Below are 25,706 nucleotides of genomic sequence, written 5' to 3' on the forward strand. Positions count from 1 at the left end.
AAGGCAATCATAAAATTGTCTCCAAGTCCGTTTGTTGAGTAGTTTTGCGTAAATTGTGATCGATTTTCTCTCAAATTCCGCAAAATGAAGCTGGAAGGGGCAAAATAGCTGAAGCAAGATAAGCACCTAAAATGCAAAACGGGCCACCACTGGCGACCCGTCAAACTCATTAATCGAGGTTCAGTTTAAGCAACGTCGTGGAAGAAGCGCTCCAGCGTATCGTGAACCTCATTAAGGTCACCATCCACCTTGCTTGCTTTCTCGGTCACTTCGAAAACAGAACCGGTTGCCTCGTTCATGGCTTCGCTAAGGCTCGCGATGCCTTGGGAAACAGCCATGGTGCCATCAGAGGCTGCCAGAATGTTAGCTGAAATCTCGTTGGTCGCATCACCCTGCTGAGTGATCGCTTCTGCAATCGCACCAGTGTGAGAGTTAACCTCATCCATGGTGTGAGAGATGGAGCCAATCGCTTCCACCGCTTCACGGGTTCTGCCCTGAATAGCGGAAACCTGAGAGGCAATCTCTTCCGTCGCTTTGGAGGTCTGGTTCGCCAGCTCTTTAACTTCAGCCGCCACAACCGCAAAGCCTTTTCCAGCTTCACCGGCACGTGCCGCTTCAATGGTTGCGTTCAGTGCCAGCAGGTTGGTCTGCTCTGCAATTGCCTGAATGAGTGTCACAACTTCACCAATGCGGCTTGCAGCTTCTGCAAGGCTGCCAATGGTGTCGTTGGTCTCCTGCGCACCGCGTGTTGCGGCTTCTACCATCTCATTGGCCTGCGCAATCTGACGCGCGATCTCGGAAATGGAGGAGGACAGTTCTTCAGACGCAGCAGAAACTGTCTGCACATTACCGGAAGCCGCATCCGAGGAAGTCACCACCTCAGTTGTATAGCTGGAGCATTTATGCGTCGCGTTTTCCAGGCCTTTGGAAGCGGAAACAATGCTGTGTGTGTTCTGAGAAAGGCTCTTCAGCTGCCCGTCAACTGCATCACGCAGATCGGAAACATGCTTCTCAAAGAAAGCAATACGCTCGGACTGCTCTGCAATCTTCTGCTCATTTTCTGCGATTTTGGCAGCTGGTGTGCTCACGGTCGCAGCAGCTTCACTCACGCCCGTGCTTTCAGCAGGTGCTTCACCCTGCGTGCTAAGAAACGCCATGGTCACGCCAGCAAGCAGGACCAGAATGATCATGTTGCCGGAAAAAGTGCTCTGTTCACTCACCAGAAATTCTGGCATCACGAACAGGCTGCCGAGTAGATAAATCGCGGAAACTGCAAGGAAACCACCAAGTGCGCCACCATTGCGGGAAGAGCCCAGAACGACGAGCGGTGCAAAGAACAGAATGTTGAAGTCCACTTGCCAGCCTTCAGCATATCCGCCAAGCGCAGCAGCGGAACTCGCAAGGCCAGCCAGAACAGCAAGGCAAACGCCCGAAGCAAGTTCTGAAGTGCCGGAGGATTTGTCTTTTAGCCATAGCGCGGTTGGAACAGCCGCAAGCAGGAAAGCAACTCCTGAAAGAATGCTCATGGTGCCAGTGTCACCAGCCCAGCTCATCCCAAAGCTCAGGAGAGCAAGAACCCAGCCCAGAGTAATTGGCCAACTGGTTGAACCCATGTCAGATTGGCCTACCTCTTCTTCAAATCCGACTGCAGCACTCATTTCAGGTCTTCCCTTAATAGTATTGATGCAAAGCGCATCCAAATACATCTACCCAATTATTATCACGCGCTCTGACTTTGTAAGCTTTTGAAATCACAAAGGAACACGCACAACCGCAAGCAGCAAGCCAAGATTAATCCGCCTGGAAGCTGCTTGACTGAATGAAAAGAGAAACACGCAGGAAAGAGCGAAATCGCCCAGTAATCACCTCAAAAACGAAAACGCTCTCCAGAATGAATTGCGTAAATCATTCCATTCAAATCTTAGTTGTAATTTGTATTAGATTTATGCTTAAGAGAAGCTTAATAGGGCGTCGGTGAGGGGCAAAAAAGCAAACAACACCAAAGCATACGCTTCGGTGTTGCCGCGTTGAAAATAAAATGAAAAATATAAATCGCTAAGTACGTGAAATAGTTGTCTTAGGCTGGTTCGTTCTCTTCAACCTTTTCATCTTCCATCGGGTCATCATAGCAGAAGCGAGTGCAAGCAGAGCTTTCCACGTCGTTCAGGATGAACTTGAGAACGGAAGAGAGGTTGTCCAATTGGCTCTCATCAATGTCACCGAGCAGCGCGTGAGCTGCTTTGCGACGGGCTTCAGCCACTTCTACGGCTTTACGTTTACCGCGAACGGTCAGTTCTACCATCACTTCACGACCTCTGCGGCGCAGACGTCGGACCAACCAATCCTTTTCAAGGCGGTCGATCAGGCGAACGGTAGCGGAATGGCTCAAACGAACTTCTTTAGCGACCGTACCGATGGAGATGGCTGGGGAGCGTCTCATAATAAGAAGAGCCGCAACAGCGCTTGTTGAAAGATCTCCGTAAGCATCAACACTCGCATCTTCCAGTGCTGTACTTACTGCGGAAAGTTGGTCTGCAATATGATTTGTTCTCATCATAAATTAAATCTCTAAAATACTGTCCTGACGATTCTGACTTAGCGTCATTAGAGTTAATCCTAAAACTGCAATTTAACAAATGCAAGTTTAATAAAATTGAAAATAATAAGTATTTCGCATTGGTGCAACCTGCAAAATCAATAAAAACCGCCAATTCGGTCCCTGATTATTAGCAGGTTGCAATTATCCATAAATTATTTTTGATCACCTATTGCTGAGGGGATTGCGACGAAAACGGCAATGGGCAAGTCGCACCTGTGCCCCCAAGGCCACAGTATCCATCTGGATTCTTTGCCAAATATTGCTGGTGATATTCCTCAGCATAATAGAACACGTTCAGCCTACCGATTTCCGTGGTTATCGGCGTGTCTTTGCCGATTTCCTTGAGGGCCTGCTGATAGGTCTTTGCTGTTTCTTTAGCCGTCTCAATATCTGCATCGCTCGTCAAATAAAGCGCAGATCTATACTGTGTTCCAACATCATTGCCCTGCCGCATTCCTTGCGTTGGGTCGTGACGTTCCCAAAACACCTTCAGAAGTTGTTCCAGTGAAATCTCTTCTGGATTGTAGACCACTTTTACAATTTCAGTGTGACCGGTCTGACCAGTACACGTTTCATGGTAGGTCGGATTCTTGGTTGTGCCACCTGCAAAGCCAACGGCTGTTACATACACACCTGGCAGTTCCCAGAAGGCGCGTTCCGCACCCCAGTAACAGCCCATGCCCACATAAATCTCTTTCATCCCATCAGGATAAGGCCCGTCCAAATCATGGCCATTCACGAAGTGTTTGCCTGGCGTCATGATAGGAGTGTCTCGGCCAGGCAGCGCATTGCTTGCATCTGGCATTTTAAACTTGTTTGAGAGCATTCTGAGAAACGACATATTCACTTACCTGTAAAGACTCTGCATCACAGCAGGGTTGTGCTGATGCGACGCCGCTTGTCGCCATACCATAGCATAATTAGGCCGATTGGTCCGAATATAACCCACGGCGGCATCAACAAAATGCTTTGAATGATCGGATCCCAGAGGATAGGGCTCACGTACCGTTGGATGGCCGCCTGTGATGCATTGAGCGTTTCAGGTGACAGATCAAACCAGATCAGCCCCAGCGGTGTAGAGGTCCAGCTGGAGGTCGCGATGCTCTTGGTGGCATCCACGACAAATGAGACCAGCGCAATGGCCACAAACCATACACCTATAAAACGCAGTAAAAATCCAACCACGTGTTTGCTTCCTTTTCCTGTCAGCGTTCAGAGCACGCTCCCCCAGATCCAATTAAGACCAGGTCTCAAAGAGCCACTCTGGCAAAAAACTAGAGCATGATACGCAACTGCAAATGAACATCACGCGCTCCAAATCTCATTAGAGCCTGCGTGTATCCACAGTACCGCATGCAATCTAAGGTGCAACCTATCAGAACAGGGATAGAGACGGCTCTTAAAATCCAGTCAAAACTGCGTAATAGATTGTGAGTGGACGCCCGCACAGCCTCAGAAAAATGCCTTTGTTTTCATTCTAGTTCCACAGAGTGGGGAAACATCACAAAAAAATCGAAAAGACCTCTTGCGCCCCCCAAGAGTTTTGCATATACCCCCTCTCACGCCGCCGGGTACACCCGGTGAGCAGATTGCGGAGAGGTGGCCGAGTGGTCGAAGGCGCACGCCTGGAACGCGTGTAGGCGGGTAACCGTCTCCAGGGTTCGAATCCCTGTCTCTCCGCCATTACTTCCCCCGAAAAGCAAACTAAATCAACGCCAACCGGCGCGGATTTTCTGCGTTTGTTTTCCTCTCAAAATCTCCCCCATCACCGCCCACGATGTTGTTCGATCACCTGTACGATCCGGTCTGTCATCATCCGCACCTCGGGCAGATGTCTCCGGTCATCATGCATTGTTACCCATTGGAACTTGGTTAGCTCCTCAATCACCGGCCCGCACCGCCGCAGTTGAGGCGCGGTGTCCCCTAGGAAGCACGGTAGAATGGAAACGCCGGCTCCCGCGCACAGCATGTCCAGCAGGGTGTGTTGAGAGCTCACGTGCATCACCATCTCACTGCCATGGTGCTCCAGCAGCCAGCGGGAGGATTTTGTGGTCGCGAACTCCGGTGCGATGCCGAGCCACTGCTCCATCACCGCCTCATCAGCCCCAACCGCCACATAAGGCGCGAACTCCACAGGCGGCAGACGCTTGCTCGCCAGCCCGATCTCTGCTGGAGGGGAACTGCGCAGCCCGATATCAATCTCGCGCTTCTTGATGTTCAGTCGGTCCTCGCTGGTAATGAACACCACCTCGAACCCATCCTCCGGCTTGCACAGCGCACCAATATGCATGCTGAGAAACTTCATCGTCCAGCTACCGGCTGAAACCCGAACCCGCGGCCTGCGAGATTTCGCGCTCAGCCACTGCTCAAACCCGGCATAAGCACACTGAAACGGCTCCAGCTGCTCCAGAACATCATGCCCGTCCTCGGTCAACACATACCCGGCCTGCACCCGGTCAAACAGCTTCAGCCCCACATCCTCTTCCAGCTGCTGCATACGGCGGCTGAGCGTGGCCGGACTGCACGACAGCCTTTGCGCCGCTTCACTCAGCGTACCGCAAGCCGCAAGCACGAGGAATGCATTGAGATTATCCAGCAATCGAACCTTCATTTTTGAAAACTGCTTTTGAAATTTGGCCGCTATCCGGCAGGAAGAACACGAGGAAAGATAGTGCGTACTCCCGAGAAGTGGAAGCCGGTTCTCGGACAAGGGTACGCAGAAAGAAACAATGGAGCGACGCCAGGCCTCAAAGAGGCGGTTGCTCCACGCAGTTCTCCTCAATGAAAAGAAGCCAGAATGTTAATTTTTCCACTCCCCGAACCAGATAAGCACCCCAAAAACCCAACGCGCCAGCAGCTGGAAGATTACTACACCAACTACGCCAGCGCCTGCGCACGGCCCTACTACATCGCACTGGCCTCCATCATGGCCTGCCTCTTCGTGCTCTTCTGCCTCTTCAGCGCATAACACTGGCCTGCGGAGTGCGTTACTCACCGCAGACCAGCAGGGTGCACGCGCAGGCAGACCGCCGGTCGCTGGCAGACCACATGCACGGGGCGGCTGAACAAGGATTGCGAGGCACCGTTCAGGTATAGGCGGCGCCGGGGGGGTACATTCTAGTTAGAGAAGTATATGTAGTTGCGTGATGAGTTATCCAACTTAGAGTTGTAGTATTTCTTTGGCTATGCTAGCTGAGTAATTTTATGCTCAAAGTTGTTCTCTGGATAAAATTTTAATCATGTTGTGTGCATTTGATGGGAAAGGTCGGCAAATATGTTAACATGTTGATTTGTAACATATAAATATTAATTTACTTTTACCATTGAACTTATGGTAGTACGTTTTTTTGTTTTGTTGGGTGGCGTGGTTAGGTAGTTATACTTGTCGATACTTAAGTGTAATTTTCTTTTGTGAGTGATCTAAACTTAAATATACTTGATAGTAGAGCTTTGGGGTTGTGTAAATTATTAATATTTTTGAGCAAAAAAACACAACGTCTTGATAACGTCATAAAAGTGAGTGCCTGGCCTTGACGCCTGCGTGAAGAAGGCGCAAAGAAAAGCCGCGTTTGAATCTTTTATGATAGTGTGGTTCGGAGTTTTCCCAATTGAGCGTTGCGATAATTTTCGGTGGTGGGGTTGGTGCTAGGTTTTCTAAAAGTGGAACTCCTAAGCAGTTTGTGGAGCTATATGGAAAACCAATCATTGTATACACACTGGAGCAGTTTTCCAATAATTCGCAAATTGAAGAAATTGTAATACCTTGTGTTGCTGGTTGGACCGAATACCTAAAAGAGTTAATTGAGCGTTTTAACATTCGAAAACGATGTCACATTATCGCCGGTGGTGCGACTTCACATGAATCGAGATTGAATGCTCTAGGCTACATAAAAGACAATATTCCTGGGACTAAAACAGTCGTACTGCATGATGCTGTGCGTCCGATTGTGACGCAGGATATTATCACCAAAGTCATCAAAGGTGCTGCAGAGCATGGCGCTGCTGCGTCATATGTTTCGTTAACAGAGACCCCCGCGGAAACGTCGGATTTTCAGAAGATATCGACCGTACATAACCGCAGCTCTTACATTGTAGTGAAAGCTCCGCAAGCTTTTGATTTTAATGAAGCTTACAATGCTCATATAGAAGGGAAGGATCTTCCCGAGGACACATTAATCGATAGCTGTACTCTAATGTCGCATTATGGGAAGAATATCCATTTAGTCGAAACAAGCTACGATAATATAAAGATAACGACAGCAAAAGATTACTTCATCTTTAAAGCGCTGGTGGATGCAAGTCATTATGAGTCCATTTTTGGATTGCCTTAAGGTGGGATGAGATTGATTAAGACCTTGAAGATAAAACTTGAAAAGTTTCAGCAGCGTTTGGTTACGAGCCTTCTTGATTTAATCCGGAAGGTAATTTTTGCATGCGTCAGAATAAATAAAAAAAGGTAGTTTTTGACCATTTTAATGGATTGGATGTTGGTTGTAATCCAGGGTACATAGCAAAAAAACTTTCTGTCCAGCATCCCGACTTGAAAAGCGTTTGGTTGCTCTCAAAGAACCACGAGGGCCACAATGGTAACTGGATTAACTATGGAGGTGGAGGCTTTGTTGGGAAGTGCTTCGCCTTAGCTTCTGCAAAAGTAGTCGTATTTAATACACTTAACTCCATGGCTGGTTGGCCCAAGAAGAAAGGGCAAATTTGGATACAAACTGGCCATGGCTCGTTTGGTATAAAGAAGATCGGCTTGGACTTAGGTAATAAGAGAAAGCAGAAAATATTACGAGAAGCGAAGAGGACAAATATTTTTCTTTCAAATTCAGAGTTTGAAACAAAAGTATTTTCTAGTGGGTTCCGTTTTAAGCCGAAGCAAATAATTGAGATTGGTCATGCTCGAAGCGATGTCTTTTTTGATGATTTCCTAAAACATTCTTTGAAGAAGGAAATCTGTAAAAAATACGGTTTTGAAGGTAAAAAACTCCTTCTTTTTGCGCCAACGCATAGTGACGGTGATGTTGAATTTATCGAGAAAATCAATGTACAAGAGATTCTTGAAGCATTAAAGATTAGATTTGGCGGAAACTGGGTATTTGGTATGCGTCTGCATCCAAGAACTAGGAACAAAATTAAAAGAAGTAAGCGTTCACTGAGTAACCTGACAAGCGAATGCGTTATTGACCTTTCCGGGCACTCAGATATGCAGGAGCTTCTTGTCTCTTCTGATGCTATGATTACGGATTATTCTAGCGGTATTTTCGATTTTCTCCTAACTAAACGGCCTTGCTTTTTTCACCTGGAAGAGCAGATGCGAGAGAATTTGAAGGGGACTTTGTATTTCGACTTCTTTGAAACACCGATCCCCACTTCTTTTAATTCAGACGCGCTAGTTGATAATATCAAGAAATTTGATGAAAAGCACTTCTTGGCTGAGGTTGATGCATTCCTTGATGACGCCGGGTCCTTTGAGGATGGTCGTGCGGCAGAGCATGCTTCTGATATAATTCACGGTTTAACGAAGGGTGTAAGTGTTGCACGGTTAAGGCTGCAATATAAGAGAACTAAAAACCTTGAAGGTTATGCATCTTCTCGGCCAATTCAAAAAGAAATGACTGGAGAGAAGAGATTGTCCCCAAAAGAGACCCAGTCTGTTGAGATGCATGTTGAGGTAGCAGAATGAAAACTAACAAAGACACCACACAGAACTTTGGGCTACTGAGCTACTCATCCATGAATATTGGCGATGAGATCCAGAGTATTGCCGCTTTGAGGTTTTTGCCTCAAATTGACACTCTAGTACATAGAGAGCAAACCGCTTCCTTTAAATCAAAAAAAGCAACTAAGTTGATTATGAATGCTTGGTGGATGTGGAAACCTGAAAGCTTTCCACCGAGTAAGTCAATAGCACCGCTGCCCATTTCAATGTATATCCGGGATGAGCTTCGAGATACGTTAAACGAGAAGTCAATTGATTATTTGAAAGAGATCGGGCCGATTGGCTGCCGCGATGTCAGTACTCAAAACTATATGGAGTCTAAAGGGATAAATGCGTACTTTTCAGGGTGTTTGACATTAACACTCAATCGCAATCCAGATATTCCACGTGGTGACTTTATTTTGGCGATTGATTTGCCTGATGCAGTTGTGAAGAAGATTCGTCAGACCACTAAAAGGCGTGTGTTTAGGTTGTCTGCTATTATGACGCCATCCTTCACCCAGAATCAGCGATTTGATCTGGCAAGAACTGTATTGTACCTACTGTCGCGAGCTCACTGTGTCGTAACTACTCGGTTGCACGCGGCACTGCCCTGCCTTGCGTTAGAAACGCCAGTTCTTAGGGTTGACTTAGCTAAAGACAATAACAACATTCAATCTCGGTTTTCTGGATATGAGGGTTGCTTGCATGTAACCCATGAGAGTAAAAAAGATAAGATCTTTTCAGACTACGATTTAGACAATCCTCCGGCCAATCCAGATAAATATAAGGTTATTCGAGAAGATTTAGTTAAGAGAACTAAAGCTTTTACGGGATATGATGGTAAAAAGCCTTGTTACGGATATATGGACGATATTGAAGCATTAGTGCGTCTGACACAGAATCTTAAGTATGACCGGCGCGTCATGAAGAAAACTCTATGGTGGGGACGTAGTAATGATTTGCTTCAGGTCTGGTTCCAGAAAACCTTTTTGAAGAAGACCAAGAACGATCGATAATTGCTCTGGCGAATTTTGAGGTAATAGGTTGGGGCGGCAGAGAGACGAAGCTAGTTGGCCATTGGGTGAAATTTGCCCGATCCAATATGAAGAAGCAAGGGCTCGGGTTATCAAACACCCTAGACGTCTCCTGACCGTCCCGCCAGTTCAATACCACTTAGACGATTGGTTTGGAGATCTCAGAGAGCGTAGAATTAACGTCAGAGATGGTGAGATAACACTAGAGTGTTTTGGTACACCGTCGAAAACACGTAAACTGTATGTTTTCTTGAGTTCTGGTCGTAGTAGGAAAGGCAAAGTCGGGACTCGTTTTGAGAGAGTCAGTTGGCATCCTTGGTTCAACGGAGTTTGCCTAAATATCGAGGATCCTACGCGCAAAACCGTTTCATCAACAATTACAGCAGGTTGGTATTTTGGTTCGGAAGAGCAGCATGCACTTCCGATTGTTGTATCGCTTGTCAATAAAGTTCAGAATTTTTTCGGAATAGCTAACGAAGACACTTATTTTATTGGAAGTTCATCTGGCGGATTTGCGGCACTCTGGCTTGCTGACGCTATCGAGGGTGCTATTGGAATTGCAGGCAATCCTCAGTTTTACGTGCGAAATTGGCCGGACTCGAAAAGATTCTCCAAGGTTAATATTGATCTCAATAATAACTCATTCGAAGACCGGTTGAACTTAGACCATCTTAAGTTAAATAAACGATCTCGATTTGTTAGTGTAGTAAATGTAAAATCGAAAAGAGATTATGAGCAGCAATTAATACCATTATTGCAGCGCTGGGGGTTGTCACCAGTGCGGTATGGGGTGAATAATTATGGGAATTTTCATATTTATTGCCGGTCCAATAATAACGGCGGTGTGAATTCACCACATCATGCATTCGACAATGTTCATGAGTTTCAATTATTACTTAATTTATATGAGTTGAAAACGGACACCGCTACTAAGGCGAAATTTCTAAACTCCGTTCAGGAAATGCAATCTAATCGATTATCACTACAGGATAAGATCTTTTATACTAAATTGTGGGCGAAGTTCCTTTCTAAGGCAAGATTGCCAATTCTCATTCCATGGGATTCATTAGATGCTAATACAGCAAATTTCCCGCTCAAAAGGTATCGTAATCGAGTATATTACAATGTGTCATGGGGAGAGCAGGCGAAGACGGTTGTAATTTCTATCAGAGCAAAGCAGAAAGATAAAGAAGTTGCCGCTGTCTTCAGGCGATTGGCTGAGTTAGGGTTTGGTAAGCACCTATGTAAGAATGGTGTTCGCATATTAAGCAACGGAAGGATAGATTGCGCTTTATCTAAAGTACAATTTACAGATTTTGTGAGGCGCACATCTAGGGAATTATACTCAAATCAAATCTCAGGAGAGCGAGTGGACAACCCGCCTCTTGGCGTTACTTCTTTCGATAGTGACAATCGCAAATAATGAAAGCAATTTGATATGCAGATTTGTCGCTAAATTGCAACTTTCTTGGATTCTAAGCTGTAAGGTGTAGGAATAAAATGTTTGGTCCAAAAGCGAAAATAATAGAGCAAGATGCTTTGGAAATTGCGGAGAATTTCACTTCGAATGAATTCTCAAATTTCATCGGTGCAAAGATACTTGTAACTGGCTCTACAGGTTTGATAGGGTTTTATCTGGTGTCAACTCTAAAGTACCTTAGTATTAAATTTGATTTAAAGCTCACAATTTATTGCTCGAGTAGAAATACAAAGAATGCTCATAACTATATTTCAGAATATGTTGACTGTGATGGTATTGAGTTCGTCGAATTTGGCTGTGAAAATACTTTAGGTACCTACGATTTTATTTTCCATACTGCAAGCTCAACAAACCCAATTGATCTTGCGACCCGTCCTCTGGATGTAATTAAAACGAATGTACAGTACACTTATGATTTGTTGGGTCTCTTAAAAAAAGAAACAGGTAACTTCATATTTTTCTCTACGCGCGAAATATATGGTAAGAAGGTTGACCCTGAGAGAAAGTTTGTAGGTGAATCTGATTATGGGATTGTAGACCCTCTTGAAATACGATCAGCTTATCCTGAAAGTAAGCGATTAGGGGAGAACATGGTTGCTGCATTTGGGATGCAATACGGTAATCCCTATCGTGTGGCGAGAATTTCTCATACATACGGACCTGGAATTAAGTTAAAAGATGGTCGTGTTCTGAGCGATATAATAGGCGCGATGGTTGAAGATGAGAGTATTCATTTAAAATCTGATGGGACACATCAAATCTCTCCAACTTACGTGGCCGATGTAATATCTGGCTTGTTAGTAAGTCTCACAAGAGGCGAGAGTGGTTGTTATAATATTTCAAATCATAATGAAGTATACTCTGTATACGACATTGCAAGTACTGCGATTCAGAATTGCCCTGACTGTCAAGTAACTCGGCAAGATGCGCCTGTGAATTCTTCTTTATACTTAAAGCATGATACAGGAATTCTTTTGTCAGAGAAAATTAGCGAGCTTGGGTGGGGCTTTAGAGTACCTTTAGCTGAGGGAATGCAAAGGATATACTCTCACTACAAAAGTAGCACTTAAAAGCTCGTAACTGAAGCTTGCTCGAGTTTTGACCAGGAAAGGGTGTTAGTATCCTTTTCTGGTTTATTCAGAAGGTAGTTGCATTGGCAATATATTTTTTCATCGATTCAAAGGGTAAGTCCAGTGCAAACCAATACACTTTTGCTTTTGAGAATGACCTATTTTCACCAAAAGATGTTGAAGTGATTGTGAAGTTTCGACTTCGCAGCTTTCTTGGTAACTTGCGTGCATGGCTGAAATATAGATTTAAAGTAAAATTTGTTCTGAAGGTTAGAGAAGGGTGTGCTCCAATCAGAGGTAGTAGTGTATTTTATTTTTTCAATTCAGTTGAAAACGTAAGGCTTCTAAAAAATAGAGAAGTTAAACATATTTTTTTCGGTCACGGTGAGAGTAACAAACGTGCCTCCTTACATCCGATGTATCGAATATATGATTACTTGTTGGTTGCGGGCCCTTATGCAAGTCAGCGATTGCAGAAGTATAGCCTGCTGAACCAAGCTACGGCGGAGCAAAATGTTCTAGACATCGGCGGAGCCGGCGTAGCTAACGTGAGTACATGCAACTTAAGGCTTCTTAGCAGCAATAGCGCATCAGTTTCAGGTAACGGCCTCATGTATATGCCAACTTGGGAAGGAGGGACTGAGGCAGAAAATTCATCGACCTTATGTGAGCCACAACTACTTGAGTTTTTGGTGGAAGCTAAGAATGCATTTCAAGCGGATTATATTTATCTGAAGCCGCATCCTAATATTGGTAGCCGTCTAAAACAGTATAAGAACTCTTTTGCATCCTTGGTCACGAAGCTAAGTTCGAAAGGCTTGAAGGTCGTTTTTTCAGAAAACGATCTGAAATTGCTACCTTTTGTGTGCCGAAGAAATTCTAAGCGATTGGGGTGCCCAGAGGATACTTTGCAATTTGCCGCAGCTATAGTGGATGTTTCTGCCGCCGAGACGATGGCTGCCAAAATAGGTGTGCCTTCGATTGTTTTGGCTACCGCGCATAGTGACTTGTATGCACCTGATTCCTATCTAGAAGAAAAAGGTGACTCCATTATCCATCTGGATAAATGGGACTCAATGGAGAAATGCGCCGAGTTTGCAGCAGTCCAAGCTTCTGAAGGTTACCAAGATGAATTTATGATGCACTTTCAGAAAGATGGTAACAGAAAGTTTTATCAGGCGCTGGAGCGGGTTGCCAAGTCTGATTAATTGACGTTTATGATCAATGAACGCGCTTGAATGGGGGCGTAGCACCCCGAAAACCCAACGCGCCAGCAGCTGGAAGATTACTACACCAACTACGCCAGCGCCTGCGCACGGCCTTACTACATCGCACTGGCCTCCATCATGGCTGGCCTCTTCGTGCTGTTCTGCCTCTTCAGCGCATAACACTGGCCTGCGGAGTGCGTTACTCTCCGCAGACCAGCAGGGTGCACGCACAGGTGGGCCACCGGTCGCTGGCAGACCACATGCACGGGGCGGCTGAACAAAGGGTTGCGAGGCACCGCCCACAGCGCTTCAAAAGCACTGCGTGAGCACCGGCACAGTGAAACGGCACACCTCAACAGGGAAGATAAACTCTAAGCAAGGCGCACCAACGCAGCCGAACAGGGCAGGGGGCTTAGTGCCCCGCGCCCAACCCGTTACTCAAGAAGCGTCAAGGTTGTGTTGATTGGCTGTGGGTCGACGACCCGCTGTAAAACCCCACAGGTCTTTCTCAGCGCTTCCAGGCGGTCTCGCAAGGCATAATGCAAAGTGAACAAAGCATCCCGCTCGCTGCTCTGGTTCATCCGCTCACTCAGCACAAGCTGTTGAAAATAAGCAAGATTCTCAAGGTCAGAGACAGCAATGAGTACTTCATCTAGTTCATTGTCGATAGTGTTTGTGGCGCTATTCGCGCATGCGGTATCGTCCATTCCAATCCCCTTACTGACTAGGGTGTTGAAGAACCGCAGCACCGAAGAGTTTTTTGGAGACCCCTTGGCGAGCGGGAGGCCAAAAACCTGAGTCAGACAGGCGGGCTTATTCCCTCCCGAAGGAGGTGTTGTATTCACCGCCCTCCCGCTCATAGCAAAGGGTTCGCGCACTATAAAATAGGCACAAAAAAACCGCTAGACTACGGGAGCGGGTACCGCTGACTTTAGAGGTTTTGGGCCTCACATATGAGTGTGAAACACAACTCCACAACCTGTCAACGCCCAAACCCAAAACCTCCCCCACTCATGCATTTCTGCAACGGTCTGGGAGAGGGGGACTTAATCGACTGGTTGTAAGGTTCGAGTCCTAATTCCACTTCGGACCTGGTGAGAGGTGACCCGTGCACCAAAATATTTACTGAAGATTTCATTCTCAGCATATTCTTCAGGTGAAGCCCAGTAGGCTCCTAGCCGTCCAATCAAGCCGGCGATCCAATCAGCTACCTGCAATGTTTGATAGCGGTGGCTTTCAAGTTGAAATGGAGGCTCAAGTAAGCGACGGCGAGGTGCTGCGCCTCCATACATGGCAATAGAAGAAGCTGTTATAAGGTTATCACGTTGATCATGCTCATCGAGAGCAAGAAGGAACTGGTCTGCTGGTTGGCAGTCGTTTTCACAAAACTCATCTAGTCGCTTGATGCACTCTTTTAGAACTGTCTCATATAGCCGGTTCGGATCGTGATTTTTTACCGTCGGCATTTTCTGCAGGCCGACATAAAATAGTGAACCACCAGATGCAGAAATTCGACTTAGCAAACGGTTAGTAAGTCTGCGCAACTGTTGGTATTGAGCAACGTTCCGTTTGGTATATAGGCTAGAGCCCTTTTTCTCCCAAATTGCTGGATGTTTGCCAGAGCGTTCTAACTCCCATTGTAGCAGCTCGCATTTGCGTTGAAAGAACCAGGTCCCGAAGGCTCGCACTTCTTCTATTGGAATAATATAGCCTGCGAGGCCGAAGACTGGGCTTTCCTTGTATTTCTCGTGATCTTTGGAGATGTAGGGGCCAATGTGACCGAACTCATCTAGATACGCAATAAAAGTCACAATTTGCCTCCTAAAACACGAAAACCCACGTCATAGACGTGGGCCTCGGAAAGAAGGCAATGTCACCATTGCGCTTCGCTAATAAAGATGGGGCTATTTACAAAAGGTGTCAATCGTGAGTTTTAACAGCGTAAACTTATGGGGGTACTCTAGTTGCGTTTAGTCGAGCCATATAGAGTGCGAGTATCTTCCTTCATTAAGGTTGATGTATTTTCTCCGTCAAGAAAAATATCCCGTGAAGAGTAGTTACTGCTAGTGAACTGAACAGGAATGAATAAGTGAAAATCGTGACTAATTTAATTACGAAAATTATTTCTTTTCCATAGCATATGTCTTTTATTGCTTTAAGAATATGAAGTATAGATCCATTGAATACATTGAAGAAAATAAGAGATAAGCACAAAAAAAGTGATATTAATACCAAATAAGAGAACAGGTAAGACATGAACTGACGTTTTGATAGTTGTATGTCCTCTTGATCTATATATCCAATCTTTAAAGTGGGGGCTGGATGCGGCAACACTCGATCCATTTGCTCTGCGCCGAAGGTTGCAACAGCTGCTAGGCCAGCAAAATAAAAGCCAGGTAAGATAGAAATCAGCGGAATGAGTTCTTTTGAAAGGCTGTCTTTTCCAATGAGTAGAGGAGCAATTGGTGCGAGAGTTATTGCCAACGTTGTCAAGGTTGACAAAGCCAGTGGCAGTACTGTTTTATACCTGCTCATCTCGGGATGTTGAATTTTCCGGTAAGCTAAGCCCCGAGAAAGTTCATAACTCAGGTTCCTAAGCATTGAAATTTCTCATCGCTATGAACTGACCTATCGCCGCTTCCTTTAAGTGTTCAACGATATTAGCGCTGGAATGTGCTAATAGAGGGAAAATATCACTAACGCTAAAGAACTTTATATATAAAGAACTTATTGGAGAGAAGTCGTTTGTGGTTACATCAACTGTTGTCGTCTTGTCCGTGTCAGGGAGCTTAAGCCTAATTTTTGCTCGACTATACTCGCTAGACTTGCTTCGCAAGCCTTGACCAATAGACGCAGCAATGTTTTCACCGATGGAACCATAGTCAATTCCGATTTTAAGCTCTAACGATTTCTCATGCATATAAGCAAGGCCACCCATTGGAGTAACCGGTCTTTCTTGAATCAAAGTAATGTCGTGAATTCGCCCCCTTGCAATATCTTCTTCAAAGGTGTCAGATGGGCATCCACGAAGCTCAATTCTAGGGCAGCATTTCTCGATTTTTAGTTCGCCTTGTTGGTCTCGTTGCCCCAACTGATTTTCGTAAGCAAAGAACTGCTTACTTTGATCAGAGTATTGGTGGTGGAGTGCTTTTGATAGCAAGCGTTGGACATAAGTGGCTGGTACGCCAATTACTTTTTCAATTGCCGAAAGATATACATTGGAGACATCAGCATTTGGTTCTAAGGATATTAGAACATGTGCCCCATAGTCGTTTCCTTGTCCTTCGTTCTTCTCTAATAGAGTAAAGTCTTGTTCAGCGTGGTTGGAGTAAACACTATCTGGAGCTGTTTTATCTGAAACTCGGACAAGCAGAGTCAAAATTGAACGATCAGCGTCGACTGAAACGTCTCCGATAAGCAGTGATTTATCGCCATTCTGGGCATCCATTGACCATCCTGCATCCTTAAGCTCTTGAAAAACTGAAGCAATCTGCATCATGTTGGGTAGTTGGGCATTCCGTTTTGTCGTGCTTACATGCAGATCGTACAGGTAGAATTCACGGTAGTCGCGGCGCATCATCAGCAGCATTCCTAAATTTATAAAATTTAGCTATTGTTGTATTATTGAAAGATATCAATCAAGGGTAGAGTTTTGATAGTCACGGCTCTCTTCTCCCCTTTCCATCCTCCACCATTTCCGCTACCCTCCGCACACCAACACCAACACCAACACCACAACCAATCCTCAAAGGATTCCCAATGCCGCTGCGCGTGCACATCGCTGTAAAGATCACCGCCCGTGTCCATGACGGTCCAGCGTGTGGGCGATTTATGCGCTTGGCTTAAAGCTCCCAATGCATGAGTGAACCGCACCGTAGAGCCCTTGTGCTCGCCCGTTTGTGCGCCTTCACTTGAGCCATGAGCGTTTAGGCAGCGGGGCAGGGCGTGGCATCCCACGTGCCGCCTCAACGATGCAGACGGTCTAAATTCCTCAGTTTCCGATGAAAAACGGGAGTATTGAGGAAATCTAAGAGCCTGATTATCAATCAGCCCCTTTATTGCGCTGCCCGCATTCGTTAAAAGACCTCCACGAATTTTATCTGCCCGGCTGTGACTCGAACTGTGTGCAGCTGCTGGCACATGCAAACCCTTGAGGGATTATGTCCGACCTCGAAACACTCGAAGCCGAGATTAACACCGCGATTGCCGGTGCTGACTCCGAAGCCGCACTGGAAGACGTGCGCGTTGCCGCCCTTGGCAAAAAGGGCAGCGTTTCTGAAAAAATGAAAACGCTTGGCAAGATGAGCCCGGAAGAGCGCAAGGAAATGGGTCCAGCGCTCAACGGCCTGAAAAACCGCGTTGGTGAGGCAATCGCTGCCCGCAAAGAGGTGCTGAAAGAAGAAGCACTCAACGCGCGCCTCGCATCTGAAACCGTTGATGTGAGCCAGCCTCTGCGCACCACACCGGCAGAAGAAGGCCGCATCCACCCGATCTCTCAGGTCACAGACGAGCTGATCGCCATCTTCGCTGACATGGGCTTCTCCGTTGCTGAAGGCCCGGACATCGAGACAGATGAGCTGAACTTCACCGCGCTGAACTTTCCGGAAGGCCACCCAGCCCGCGAAATGCACGACACCTTCTTCTTCAACGAGAAGGAAGACGGCGAACGCATGCTGCTGCGCACGCACACATCACCAGTGCAGATCCGCACCATGCGCAACCAGCAGCCGCCAATCCGCGTGATTATGCCGGGCCGCACATACCGTTGTGACAGCGACCAGACCCACACTCCAATGTTCCACCAGATGGAAGGCCTCGTGATCGACAAGACCACGCATATCGGCCACCTGAAAGGCACATTGGAAGAGTTCCTGAAGTCCTTCTTCGAAGTGGACGACGTAGAGCTGCGCTTCCGCCCAAGCTTCTTCCCGTTCACCGAACCATCCATGGAAGTGGACGTGAAGTGCGACCGCTCCGGCGCTGAAGTGAAAATCGGCACCGGCAACGACTGGATGGAAATCCTCGGCTGCGGCATGGTGCATCCAAACGTTCTGCGCAACTGTGGTCTGGACCCGGATGTGTACCAGGGCTTCGCATGGGGCATCGGTATCGACCGCCTGGCCATGCTGAAATACGGCATGAACGACCTGCGCGCCTTCTTCGATGCTGACGTCCGCTGGATTAAGCACTACGGCTTCCGCCCGCTGGACATTCCATCCCTGATGGCCGGTCTTTCCAAGTAATTTGGTCCAAACGTAAAGAGCAGAAAAATGAAATTCACCCTTTCCTGGCTCAAGGACCATCTTGAGACCGATGCAAGCCTTGATGAAATTGTTGAGCGCCTGACGCTGATCGGGCTGGAAGTGGAAGAAATCACCAATCCAGCGGATCGCCTCGGCACATTCAAGATTGCCCGCGTTCTGGAAGCTGAACAGCATCCAAACGCAGACCGTCTGCGCGTGCTGAAAGTGGACACCGGCGAAGGTGACCCGCTGCAGGTTGTTTGCGGCGCACCAAACGCCCGCAAAGGCCTGGTTGGCGTCTTCGCAAAACCGGGCGACTACGTCCCTGGTCTAGATGTAACCCTGTCCGTCGGCAAAATCCGTGACGTAGAAAGCTACGGCATGATGGCCTCCGAGCGCGAGCTGGAGTTATCCGACGAACACGACGGCATCATCGACCTGCCAGAAGACGCACCAGTTGGCGTTCCATATGTTGAATATGCTGGTCTGGATGACCCGGTCATCGAAATCGGCCTGACTCCAAACCGCTCCGACTGTGCAAGCGTGTTCGGTATTGCGCGTGATTTGGCTGCTTCCGGCTTAGGAACGCTAAAAACCCCGCAAAAAACGCAAATCAACGCACATAGCAACGCAAACGACCTAAAAGTTGTTTTGGATCTGGGAGATAGCCCGGAACACTGCCCTGCATTCGGCTACCGTGTGGTCCGTGGCATCAAAAACGGCCCGTCTCCAAAGTGGATGCAGAAGCGTCTGGTTGCTATCGGTCTGCGCCCGATTAATGCCCTCGTGGACATCACCAACTACATGACCTTCGATCAGGGCCGCCCACTGCATGTCTTTGATGCAGATAAGGTTTCCGGCAACCTGACCATCCGTCACGGTAAAACCGGCGAGGAACTTGTTGGCCTCGACGGAAAAACTTATGGTGTTGATGAAACCGTCGTGGTCATCTCTGACGACAACGGTCTGGAGTCCCTCGGCGGAATTATGGGTGGAGAATCAACAGGTTGTGACGAAAACACCACCAATGTGGTGATCGAAAGCGCTCTGTGGGATCCCCTCAACATCGCCCGCTCCGGTCGTAAACTGGGAGTATCTACCGACGCACGCTACCGCTTCGAGCGCGGTGTAGACCCGGCGTACATGGTGGAAGGCCTTGAAGTTGCTACAAAAATGGTCATGGACCTGTGTGGCGGCGGCGAAGCATCCGACACCCACGTTGTAGGAGAAGTGCCTCAGGAAGAGCGCATCATCGACTTCCCACTCAGCGAAGTAAAGCGCCTCTCCGGTCTGGAAGTATCCCACGGCGAGATCAAAGCTATCCTCTCCCTGCTGGGCTTCTGGGTCGCTGGTAACGGCGATGTAGTCAAGGTTTCTCCTCCAAGCTGGCGTCCGGACGTACACGGAAAAGCTGATTTGGTAGAAGAGGTTATGCGCATCGTCGGCATCGATAAAGTGCCAACTGCTACCCTGCCGCGCATGGAGCCTGTCTCTCAGAAGGTTCTGACTGTTAGCCAGATCCGCCGCTCCAATGCCCGCCGCGCCCTCGCTGCACGCGGTATGGACGAAGCCGTTCTGTGGTCCTTCATTCCAAAAGCCCACGCAGAACACTTCGGCGGTGGTAACCCTGTGTTAGCATTGGCAAATCCGATTTCATCCGACATGTCCGACATGCGCCCGTCCCTGCTGCCTGGCCTGCTCACCGCAGCTCAGCGCAACGCCGACCGCGGCTACGCAGATGTTGCCCTGTTCGAAGTCGGCCAAGTCTTTGAAAACGATAGCGAAAAAGGCCAGAAGATGGTCATCGCCGGCATCCGCCGCGGTACTGCCAAACCAACTGGCTCTGGTCGCCACTGGTCTGGAAACGCTGAAAACATTGATGTTTTCGACGCGAAGGCAGATGCGGGTGCGGTACTGCAGTCCATCGGTGCACAGGTAGGCAACCTGATGGTCTTCACCGACGCCCCATCCTACTACCACCCAGGCCGCTCCGGTGCCCTCAAAATGGGCCCGAAAAACACCCTGGCGTACTTCGGTGAGATCCACCCTAAGACTTTGGAAGCATTGGACATTGAAGGCCCGCTCGTGGCGTTCGAAGTCTTCATCGACGCTGTGCCTCAGCCGAAGAAGAAAGCGACCAAATCCAAGGGTGCGCTGAATGCGGCGGATCTTATGCCGGTAAAACGGGACTTTGCGTTCCTGGTAGACAGCTCTACCCCGGTTGAGAAGCTGCTGAAAGCCGCTAAAGGTGCGGATAAGGCATTGATCACAAACGTGAATCTCTTCGATATCTACGAAGGGCAGGGCGTGCCGGAAGGCCAGCGCTCTCTCGCGATCGATGTAACCCTGCAGCCGACCAAGAAGACCCTCACCGATGAGGATATCGAGGCGGTCTCAAACAAGATTGTTGCGTCCGTTCAAAAGGCTACCGGCGGTACCCTGCGCGGATAACTTCCGCTGAACAACGCTGATAAAACTTGAAAACGCGGATTCCGGAAAAATCTGGAATCCGCGTTTTTTATTGAGAAGTCGGGAAAATGATGCCAGCAGGTGAGGGCATAACTGCGCGGGCCAACGGGAACAACGCTTCACCGCCAAAGCCCAGCCATCACACGCCCGCAGAACCCTCAGCAACAACCGCCCTAAGCCTCCGCAGCGCCCTCAGAACCTTCCGCCACCTCATCCGGCACAATCGCCTCAGAGATCACGCTCGCACGCCCGCAGAAGCCGCGGCGACGGCGGCGTTGCATGCGTTGACAGTCCTCGTCACTCAGCTCGCTCTCCGGCTTGCAGGAGCCTTTAGTTGCACCAGCAGCACCCTCAATCTTCAGCGCCAGCCCTTCGCTCAGCGCCGTGGCAACCACCGTGCGCGCGTGAGAAACCAGCCGTGAAAACGTGGGCCGTGAAATCCCCATAAGATCGGCCGCCGCAGCATGTTCCAGCCCCTCGGCATCCGCCAGACGCAACGCCTCCATCCCGTCTTCACTCAGCACAGCAGCGCGAAGCTGGCGCAAAGGCACACCCTGCGGCTTGAAAAACTGAGCACCCGAAGCTCCATGAATGCGGCGTGGTTTTCTTGGTCGTGGCATAACAAACACTCCTTATTATGAGCATATGTTCATTATAGTGCGCCTCTAAACCCAGACTGACAAGTTAGGAAATGAACATATGCTCATTATCAACCCCGCACTGCACCCCGCGATAAGGGCATAACTCCACACATCAACGAGCATAAACGCCAAAAGCGCCCGACACTTACGCGCCAGACGCCTAAATCCGATGAAAAATCTATGCTACATGTTCGCGGTGATAAGTCCGGTGCGAACCTCGTCTTCCACCTCAATCATGGTGTAGTTCTTCAGCAATCCATCACGGTCAAAAAACAGGGCCACTTCCTTGGTGGTCACATCCTGTCCGCTGGCAAGCAGATCAACCACAGGAATGAAGTTCTCAACCTTCGCCTGCGTCCGTACATGCCTGTATTTCCAGATCTCATTGCCGCTATCGGTGAAGTCCGTCGTGTTCGGATCGCCCAAAGCAACGCGCACATCTTCCTTGGTGGTCTTGCCAGTCTCCAGCTGCCCATCCAATCCCTCACGGGTCAAATGGCGAAGACTTTCATTGCCCACAGAAGCGCAGCCGGAAACGCTAAGGCCAAGCCCCAGAGTGAGGATAACATGCACAATCCGCAAACTTATGCCCCTTTGCGTTGGTTTGCGTTGGTATGTGTTGGCCAACGCACCGCGAGGTCTTATCCGATGGGAATAGACCTTCGTTCTCTTAATTGAGCGTGGCCTCATATAAGAGCGCTGTAAACCTGAGATAAGACTCGTGTCATATCTATCAAGGGTATTCTGGAGAGTGAATTAATCTAATAATTTCAGCGCATTAGAGGGAGGTGCGCTTTACTGCTGCACCAATGTCGGCAAAACAACCTGCACCCAGCATGTGGAAGATCCCATCACAAACGCGCGAGCATAAAACGGGCATAACGCGCTATGCGGCATTTTGCGTTGCTATGTGCAATTTTGCGTTTTTCTGCGTTCCTATGGAAATTGGTAGATCGGTACCATCCAAACCGACGCCTCCCCCGCAAAAAGGGGAATAAGTGCTCTGAGAAAAAGCCTTGGGCAGCCCATCATTCCCGCCGCCCAAAACCAATCTTATCCCCGCAAGGGCTTACTGGTTCGCGTTAATCAAACCAGTGCGCACTTCGAATTATCTTTTGTGAATTTAATTGTTGAGCCCATAGCTAACGCTGAGTTAATATCGCGCATAGGTTGTGTGTATGGGGGCGATCATGGCATTCCAAGTTGAACAGACATGTTGCGTTAACGATGAAATTCCGTTTGAGGACGTTGTAGCACCTGATAATGTCATGAACACTCCTGGCATGTTGTCCAGAAAAGAACGGCGCCTGCTCTATTCCTTAGGCAAAAGCGTTTATACAGGTCGCGGGGTTGTCGTAGACGCTGGCAGCTTTATGGGGGCTTCGTGTGTTGGTATGGCCCAAGGCATAATGGATAACCAGAGTGTTGAAAGCTCAGGTGCCGGAACAACACAATCTCAGCGAAAGCTGATCTATGGGTATGAGTTGGGTGTTATGCCTGCACCTAGCAACGGGCAAGTGAAACACAAACAGTTCGGTGACGTGAACTACGAGTTCGGAACATCTTTTGTTCATGTTCTAAAAGAGAATATCGCCCCCTTTAAACATATGGTGCAAATGAATGTTGGAGATCTACTGGAACAGACATGGCAAGGCGGGCCTATTGAAATCTGCTTCCTTGATGTGTGTAAATCCGTTGAACTGAACCAACATGTAAATAAGCAGTTTTTACCTCACCTGATACCTGGCGTTTCAAGGCTTATTCAGCAAGATTTTTACTTTGACAGATTGCCTTGGTGCAAGGTCACAATGGGCTACCTTTCTGAATACTTTGAATGGCAAGGACAGGCTATGTCCTCGGCCATATACAAGCTGATGAAACCAATCCCGGAAGACGTGCTTAACTATGACCCTTTTACGCAAGGGAGTTTGAAAGAGTGCCTACGGTACCATGATATGCACGAGCAAACTTTCCACGACGACAGAGATCGGATGCTACTTGGATTATCAAGAGCCTTCTTAATGGCGCTTAAGGGAGATAAACAAGGCGCGCTTAGTTACTTGAAGCGTGTTAAACGTAGCTACGGAGATTGCTTCGAAGATCCTGTTAGAGGTGAGATGAACGCGATAAGGTATAATCGGACTGTCCAGCAGATTAGGACAGGTTTCATTTTGAATCTTTGGGGTGAGTATAAGGTTCAAAATGCATTCCATCTTCCAGACGTTAAATCGATGATGCAAGGCATTCTCAGGAAACGATTGCATTCGTGAGTGCTCGAAACTTGCGGCATTTTGATCAACTGATGGCCATTGGTTGAAATGCGTTTGGACCTCTAGACCATCAAAGTGTGCGCTGGAACCACTAGGAACCCGAGGGTATCTTAGGTAAGTTCAACTCCGATCAGCGTATAGAAAACTACTTCAAGATTGGTCGCCTGTTACTCATTTTCCCAAAAGGCACTCCGGGAGATTGTTTCTCTCCAATTTCCCCCTCCGCCGTCATTCCGCACAAGCTTAGCGCAATGCGGGACCCAGAGCGATGAGGCAATGAGGTTGAGTTTGAGAATGCAGCATCACTTTCCACTGAATGCAGTGCGCGCTCAGCTGGGTCCCGCATCAAGTGCGGGATGACGACTGGGGGGCTCTCACCTTGCACCTTCCCGAGTTGCTGCTCTCTCGTGCTCTAGTGCAGCCACTCCACAAGTACCCCCAACCAACCTCGCCAAGAGCAGAACTACGGCGTCATCCCCTCCGCCGTCATCCCGCACAAGCGTAGTGCGATGCGGGACCCAGGGTGGTGAAGCAATGAGGTTGTGTTTTGGAGTGCAGCATCACTTTCCACCGAATGCAGTGAGCGCCCAGCTGGGTCCCGCATCGAGTGCGGGATGACGGCTTGAGGGCTCTCACCTCTCCCCACCTAAACCGTCTCCCCACAGCTACACAACCCTTGCTCGCAGTCCTTGCCCATTGACACCGCATGCATCTGGTTGCATGCTCTTGGGTGAGGCCCAAAACCTCTCACAACGCGGTACCCGCTCCCGTTAACTAGCGGATTTTTTGTGCCTTTTTTCCAAAAGTGCGCAAACCCTTTGCTATGAGCGGGAGGGCGGCGAATACAATACTCTCTTCGGAGGGGAATAAGCCCGCCTGTCGTTGTCAGGTTTTTGGCCTCCCGCTCGCCAGTGGGTTCCAAAAGCTTCCTGTCGCGCGGTCCTTCAACAGCCAACAACGAGGCTTTGAATATGGACGACTCCGCATGCGCATGCAGCGCCACAAACACTCTTCAGAATGAAATTGACGAAGTAACCATTGCTGTCTCCGATTTGGAGAACCTCGCTTACATGCAGCAGTTAGTGCTGAGTGAGCGATTAAAACACAGCACGGAACGGGATGCTTTGTTCACTTTGCACTACGCTTTGTGTGACCGCCTTGAAGCACTGAAAAAGACCTGCGGAACATTGGAGCGGGTCGCCTTTCCGCAGCCGATAAGCACAGCAACAGCTTCATGACCCAATCGCTGTAACGGTGCTCGCGGCGCTTTGCGCCCACCCCGCATCACAGCACGCCCCGCTGAGGGCCTCCAACAGCTCGCATGGGGCTGATGAAGCTTATGGGCACCCTGCTGGTCTGCGCTCACCCCGCAGGCCAGTCTCTTGTAAGCTTAAAGCTGCGGCGAATCCCGGTGCAAATCACGCATGTGCTCTGCCTGAACGTGAAAGTGATTCATGCCAATCAATATAAAAATATTAGCAGCTATCGCTAATATATAAGTTTATTGTGGAATAAATATGATGTTTTGAGATGCGGCAACTTGCGCATTGCCCGCCGGTAAAATCCAGAAAACCCTTGGTATTTCAGGGAGGTTGTAAAGGCAAGTACATCGCGTCGCGGTAGCCCTGTCCCCACCAAGCCCCTGTACCTAAGTAGTTTTTCTTTTTGACTTTCAGGCCAATTCGCCCAAACTCCTGAGTGTGTAATAAGTTCAATGATGAATTTACATTGGGGCTGGGAAAATGCGCTGGTATCAGCTGTATTTGAATATCTTGAAAAGAGATAAGCTGCCTTGGCACATCGAAGATGTATCCATGGCCAACAACCTGCACCTCGTCTAACGACCTTTCGCCTGCAGTGGAGTCGCTCCTGCTGCACGGCCGCATGTCAGCTCGCCTTCTGCCTCCTATAGTCCGCCAAAGATGCAGAGAGCAGAAGCCAGCCAAACATGCAGCACTCTCCAAAACAAGTAAATATCAGACACTCAC

22 protein-coding genes, 1 tRNA gene and 1 pseudogene are annotated in these 25,706 nt (G+C 48.3%); 13 read left to right on the plus strand and 11 right to left on the minus strand.

Annotated features, from left to right (window positions below):
* Positions 1–185: 185 nt before the first annotated feature.
* The 4 genes from PSE_RS26610 to PSE_RS04605 form a co-directional block, all read right to left on the minus strand.
* Complete coding sequence (locus tag PSE_RS26610; RefSeq protein WP_051125876.1) at positions 186–1,658, minus strand: methyl-accepting chemotaxis protein; 1,473 nt, start codon at positions 1,656–1,658, stop codon at positions 186–188.
* Between the two features lie 419 nt (positions 1,659–2,077).
* Positions 2,078–2,557 carry a MarR family winged helix-turn-helix transcriptional regulator gene (locus PSE_RS26615; protein WP_014283787.1) on the minus strand — a complete coding sequence of 160 codons (480 nt, stop codon included), beginning with the start codon at positions 2,555–2,557 and terminating at the stop codon, positions 2,078–2,080.
* Positions 2,558–2,765: 208 nt separating this feature from the next.
* Positions 2,766–3,440 carry a peptide-methionine (S)-S-oxide reductase MsrA gene (msrA, locus tag PSE_RS04600; protein ID WP_041767969.1) on the minus strand — a complete coding sequence of 225 codons (675 nt, stop codon included), beginning with the start codon at positions 3,438–3,440 and terminating at the stop codon, positions 2,766–2,768.
* A 26-nt stretch (positions 3,441–3,466) separates the two neighbouring features.
* Entirely contained in the window at positions 3,467–3,784 is a 318-nt protein-coding gene (locus PSE_RS04605) for a hypothetical protein (protein WP_208998086.1), read from the minus strand.
* Between the two features lie 408 nt (positions 3,785–4,192).
* Here PSE_RS04605 and PSE_RS04610 point away from each other — a divergent pair.
* Positions 4,193–4,282, plus strand: a tRNA-Ser gene (locus PSE_RS04610).
* 82 nt (positions 4,283–4,364) lie between these two features.
* On the opposite strand, the gene PSE_RS04615 is transcribed toward PSE_RS04610, so the two are convergent.
* Positions 4,365–5,210, minus strand: a complete 846-nt coding sequence (locus PSE_RS04615; protein WP_014283790.1) for a LysR family transcriptional regulator — start codon at positions 5,208–5,210, stop codon at positions 4,365–4,367.
* 186 nt (positions 5,211–5,396) lie between these two features.
* Between PSE_RS04615 and PSE_RS27365 the strand changes: the two genes are divergently transcribed.
* The 7 genes and pseudogenes from PSE_RS27365 (at position 5,397) to PSE_RS04645 (ending at position 13,095) form a co-directional block, all read left to right on the plus strand.
* Positions 5,397–5,567, plus strand: coding sequence for a hypothetical protein (locus PSE_RS27365; RefSeq protein WP_014283791.1), 171 nt, complete (start codon positions 5,397–5,399; stop codon positions 5,565–5,567).
* Between the two features lie 640 nt (positions 5,568–6,207).
* Entirely contained in the window at positions 6,208–6,930 is a 723-nt protein-coding gene (locus PSE_RS04620; RefSeq protein ID WP_041767971.1) for an IspD/TarI family cytidylyltransferase, read from the plus strand.
* A 131-nt stretch (positions 6,931–7,061) separates the two neighbouring features.
* Positions 7,062–8,285, plus strand: a pseudogene (locus PSE_RS04625) (CDP-glycerol glycerophosphotransferase family protein); the annotation flags it as partial.
* Positions 8,282–9,319, plus strand: a complete 1,038-nt coding sequence (locus tag PSE_RS04630) for a polysaccharide pyruvyl transferase family protein (RefSeq protein ID WP_014283794.1) — start codon at positions 8,282–8,284, stop codon at positions 9,317–9,319. The pseudogene PSE_RS04625 and the gene PSE_RS04630, both read left to right, overlap by 4 nt.
* 268 nt (positions 9,320–9,587) lie before the next feature.
* Positions 9,588–10,760, plus strand: coding sequence for a hypothetical protein (locus tag PSE_RS04635; RefSeq protein ID WP_148266086.1), 1,173 nt, complete (start codon positions 9,588–9,590; stop codon positions 10,758–10,760).
* Positions 10,761–10,837: 77 nt separating this feature from the next.
* Complete coding sequence (locus PSE_RS04640) at positions 10,838–11,887, plus strand: NAD-dependent epimerase/dehydratase family protein (protein WP_014283796.1); 1,050 nt, start codon at positions 10,838–10,840, stop codon at positions 11,885–11,887.
* 83 nt (positions 11,888–11,970) lie between these two features.
* Positions 11,971–13,095, plus strand: coding sequence for a hypothetical protein (locus PSE_RS04645; protein WP_014283797.1), 1,125 nt, complete (start codon positions 11,971–11,973; stop codon positions 13,093–13,095).
* A 434-nt stretch (positions 13,096–13,529) separates the two neighbouring features.
* Here PSE_RS04645 and PSE_RS04650 read toward each other — a convergent pair whose 3' ends face one another.
* The 4 genes from PSE_RS04650 to PSE_RS04665 all read right to left on the minus strand — a co-directional run bounded on the left by PSE_RS04650 (position 13,530) and on the right by PSE_RS04665 (position 16,675).
* The gene (locus PSE_RS04650; RefSeq protein WP_014283798.1) at positions 13,530–13,802 is read right to left on the minus strand and encodes a hypothetical protein; all 273 of its coding nucleotides are present in this window, start codon (positions 13,800–13,802) and stop codon (positions 13,530–13,532) included.
* 339 nt (positions 13,803–14,141) lie between these two features.
* The gene (locus PSE_RS04655; protein WP_014283799.1) at positions 14,142–14,906 is read right to left on the minus strand and encodes a DUF3800 domain-containing protein; all 765 of its coding nucleotides are present in this window, start codon (positions 14,904–14,906) and stop codon (positions 14,142–14,144) included.
* Positions 14,907–15,102: 196 nt separating this feature from the next.
* A complete protein-coding gene (locus tag PSE_RS26620; RefSeq protein WP_051125877.1) occupies positions 15,103–15,696 on the minus strand; it encodes a hypothetical protein in 594 nt (197 codons plus the stop codon).
* Positions 15,689–16,675: a hypothetical protein gene (locus PSE_RS04665; protein ID WP_148266087.1), complete on the minus strand. Its 987-nt coding sequence runs from the start codon at positions 16,673–16,675 to the stop codon at positions 15,689–15,691. Before PSE_RS04665 ends, PSE_RS26620 begins: the two co-directional genes overlap by 8 nt.
* A 580-nt stretch (positions 16,676–17,255) precedes the next feature.
* Here PSE_RS04665 and pheS point away from each other — a divergent pair.
* Both pheS and pheT read left to right on the plus strand, forming a co-directional pair.
* Entirely contained in the window at positions 17,256–18,338 is a 1,083-nt protein-coding gene (gene pheS, locus PSE_RS04670; RefSeq protein ID WP_014283801.1) for a phenylalanine--tRNA ligase subunit alpha, read from the plus strand.
* 27 nt (positions 18,339–18,365) lie between these two features.
* Positions 18,366–20,789: a phenylalanine--tRNA ligase subunit beta gene (gene pheT, locus PSE_RS04675; RefSeq protein WP_014283802.1), complete on the plus strand. Its 2,424-nt coding sequence runs from the start codon at positions 18,366–18,368 to the stop codon at positions 20,787–20,789.
* 191 nt (positions 20,790–20,980) lie between these two features.
* Here pheT and PSE_RS04680 read toward each other — a convergent pair whose 3' ends face one another.
* Both PSE_RS04680 and bamE read right to left on the minus strand, forming a co-directional pair.
* Complete coding sequence (locus tag PSE_RS04680) at positions 20,981–21,427, minus strand: DUF134 domain-containing protein (protein WP_041767976.1); 447 nt, start codon at positions 21,425–21,427, stop codon at positions 20,981–20,983.
* Between the two features lie 204 nt (positions 21,428–21,631).
* Positions 21,632–22,021, minus strand: a complete 390-nt coding sequence (gene bamE / locus PSE_RS04685) for an outer membrane protein assembly factor BamE (protein WP_014283804.1) — start codon at positions 22,019–22,021, stop codon at positions 21,632–21,634.
* Between the two features lie 617 nt (positions 22,022–22,638).
* Here bamE and PSE_RS04690 point away from each other — a divergent pair.
* The 3 genes from PSE_RS04690 (at position 22,639) to PSE_RS27420 (ending at position 25,210) form a co-directional block, all read left to right on the plus strand.
* The gene (locus PSE_RS04690; RefSeq protein ID WP_041767980.1) at positions 22,639–23,718 is read left to right on the plus strand and encodes a hypothetical protein; all 1,080 of its coding nucleotides are present in this window, start codon (positions 22,639–22,641) and stop codon (positions 23,716–23,718) included.
* 971 nt (positions 23,719–24,689) lie between these two features.
* A complete protein-coding gene (locus tag PSE_RS04695) occupies positions 24,690–24,956 on the plus strand; it encodes a hypothetical protein (protein WP_037038275.1) in 267 nt (88 codons plus the stop codon).
* An 83-nt stretch (positions 24,957–25,039) separates the two neighbouring features.
* Positions 25,040–25,210 carry a hypothetical protein gene (locus PSE_RS27420; protein WP_208998087.1) on the plus strand — a complete coding sequence of 57 codons (171 nt, stop codon included), beginning with the start codon at positions 25,040–25,042 and terminating at the stop codon, positions 25,208–25,210.
* Positions 25,211–25,706 lie beyond the last annotated feature (496 nt).

This window comes from Pseudovibrio sp. FO-BEG1 (assembly GCF_000236645.1).
Classification (GTDB): Bacteria; Pseudomonadota; Alphaproteobacteria; order Rhizobiales; family Stappiaceae; genus Pseudovibrio.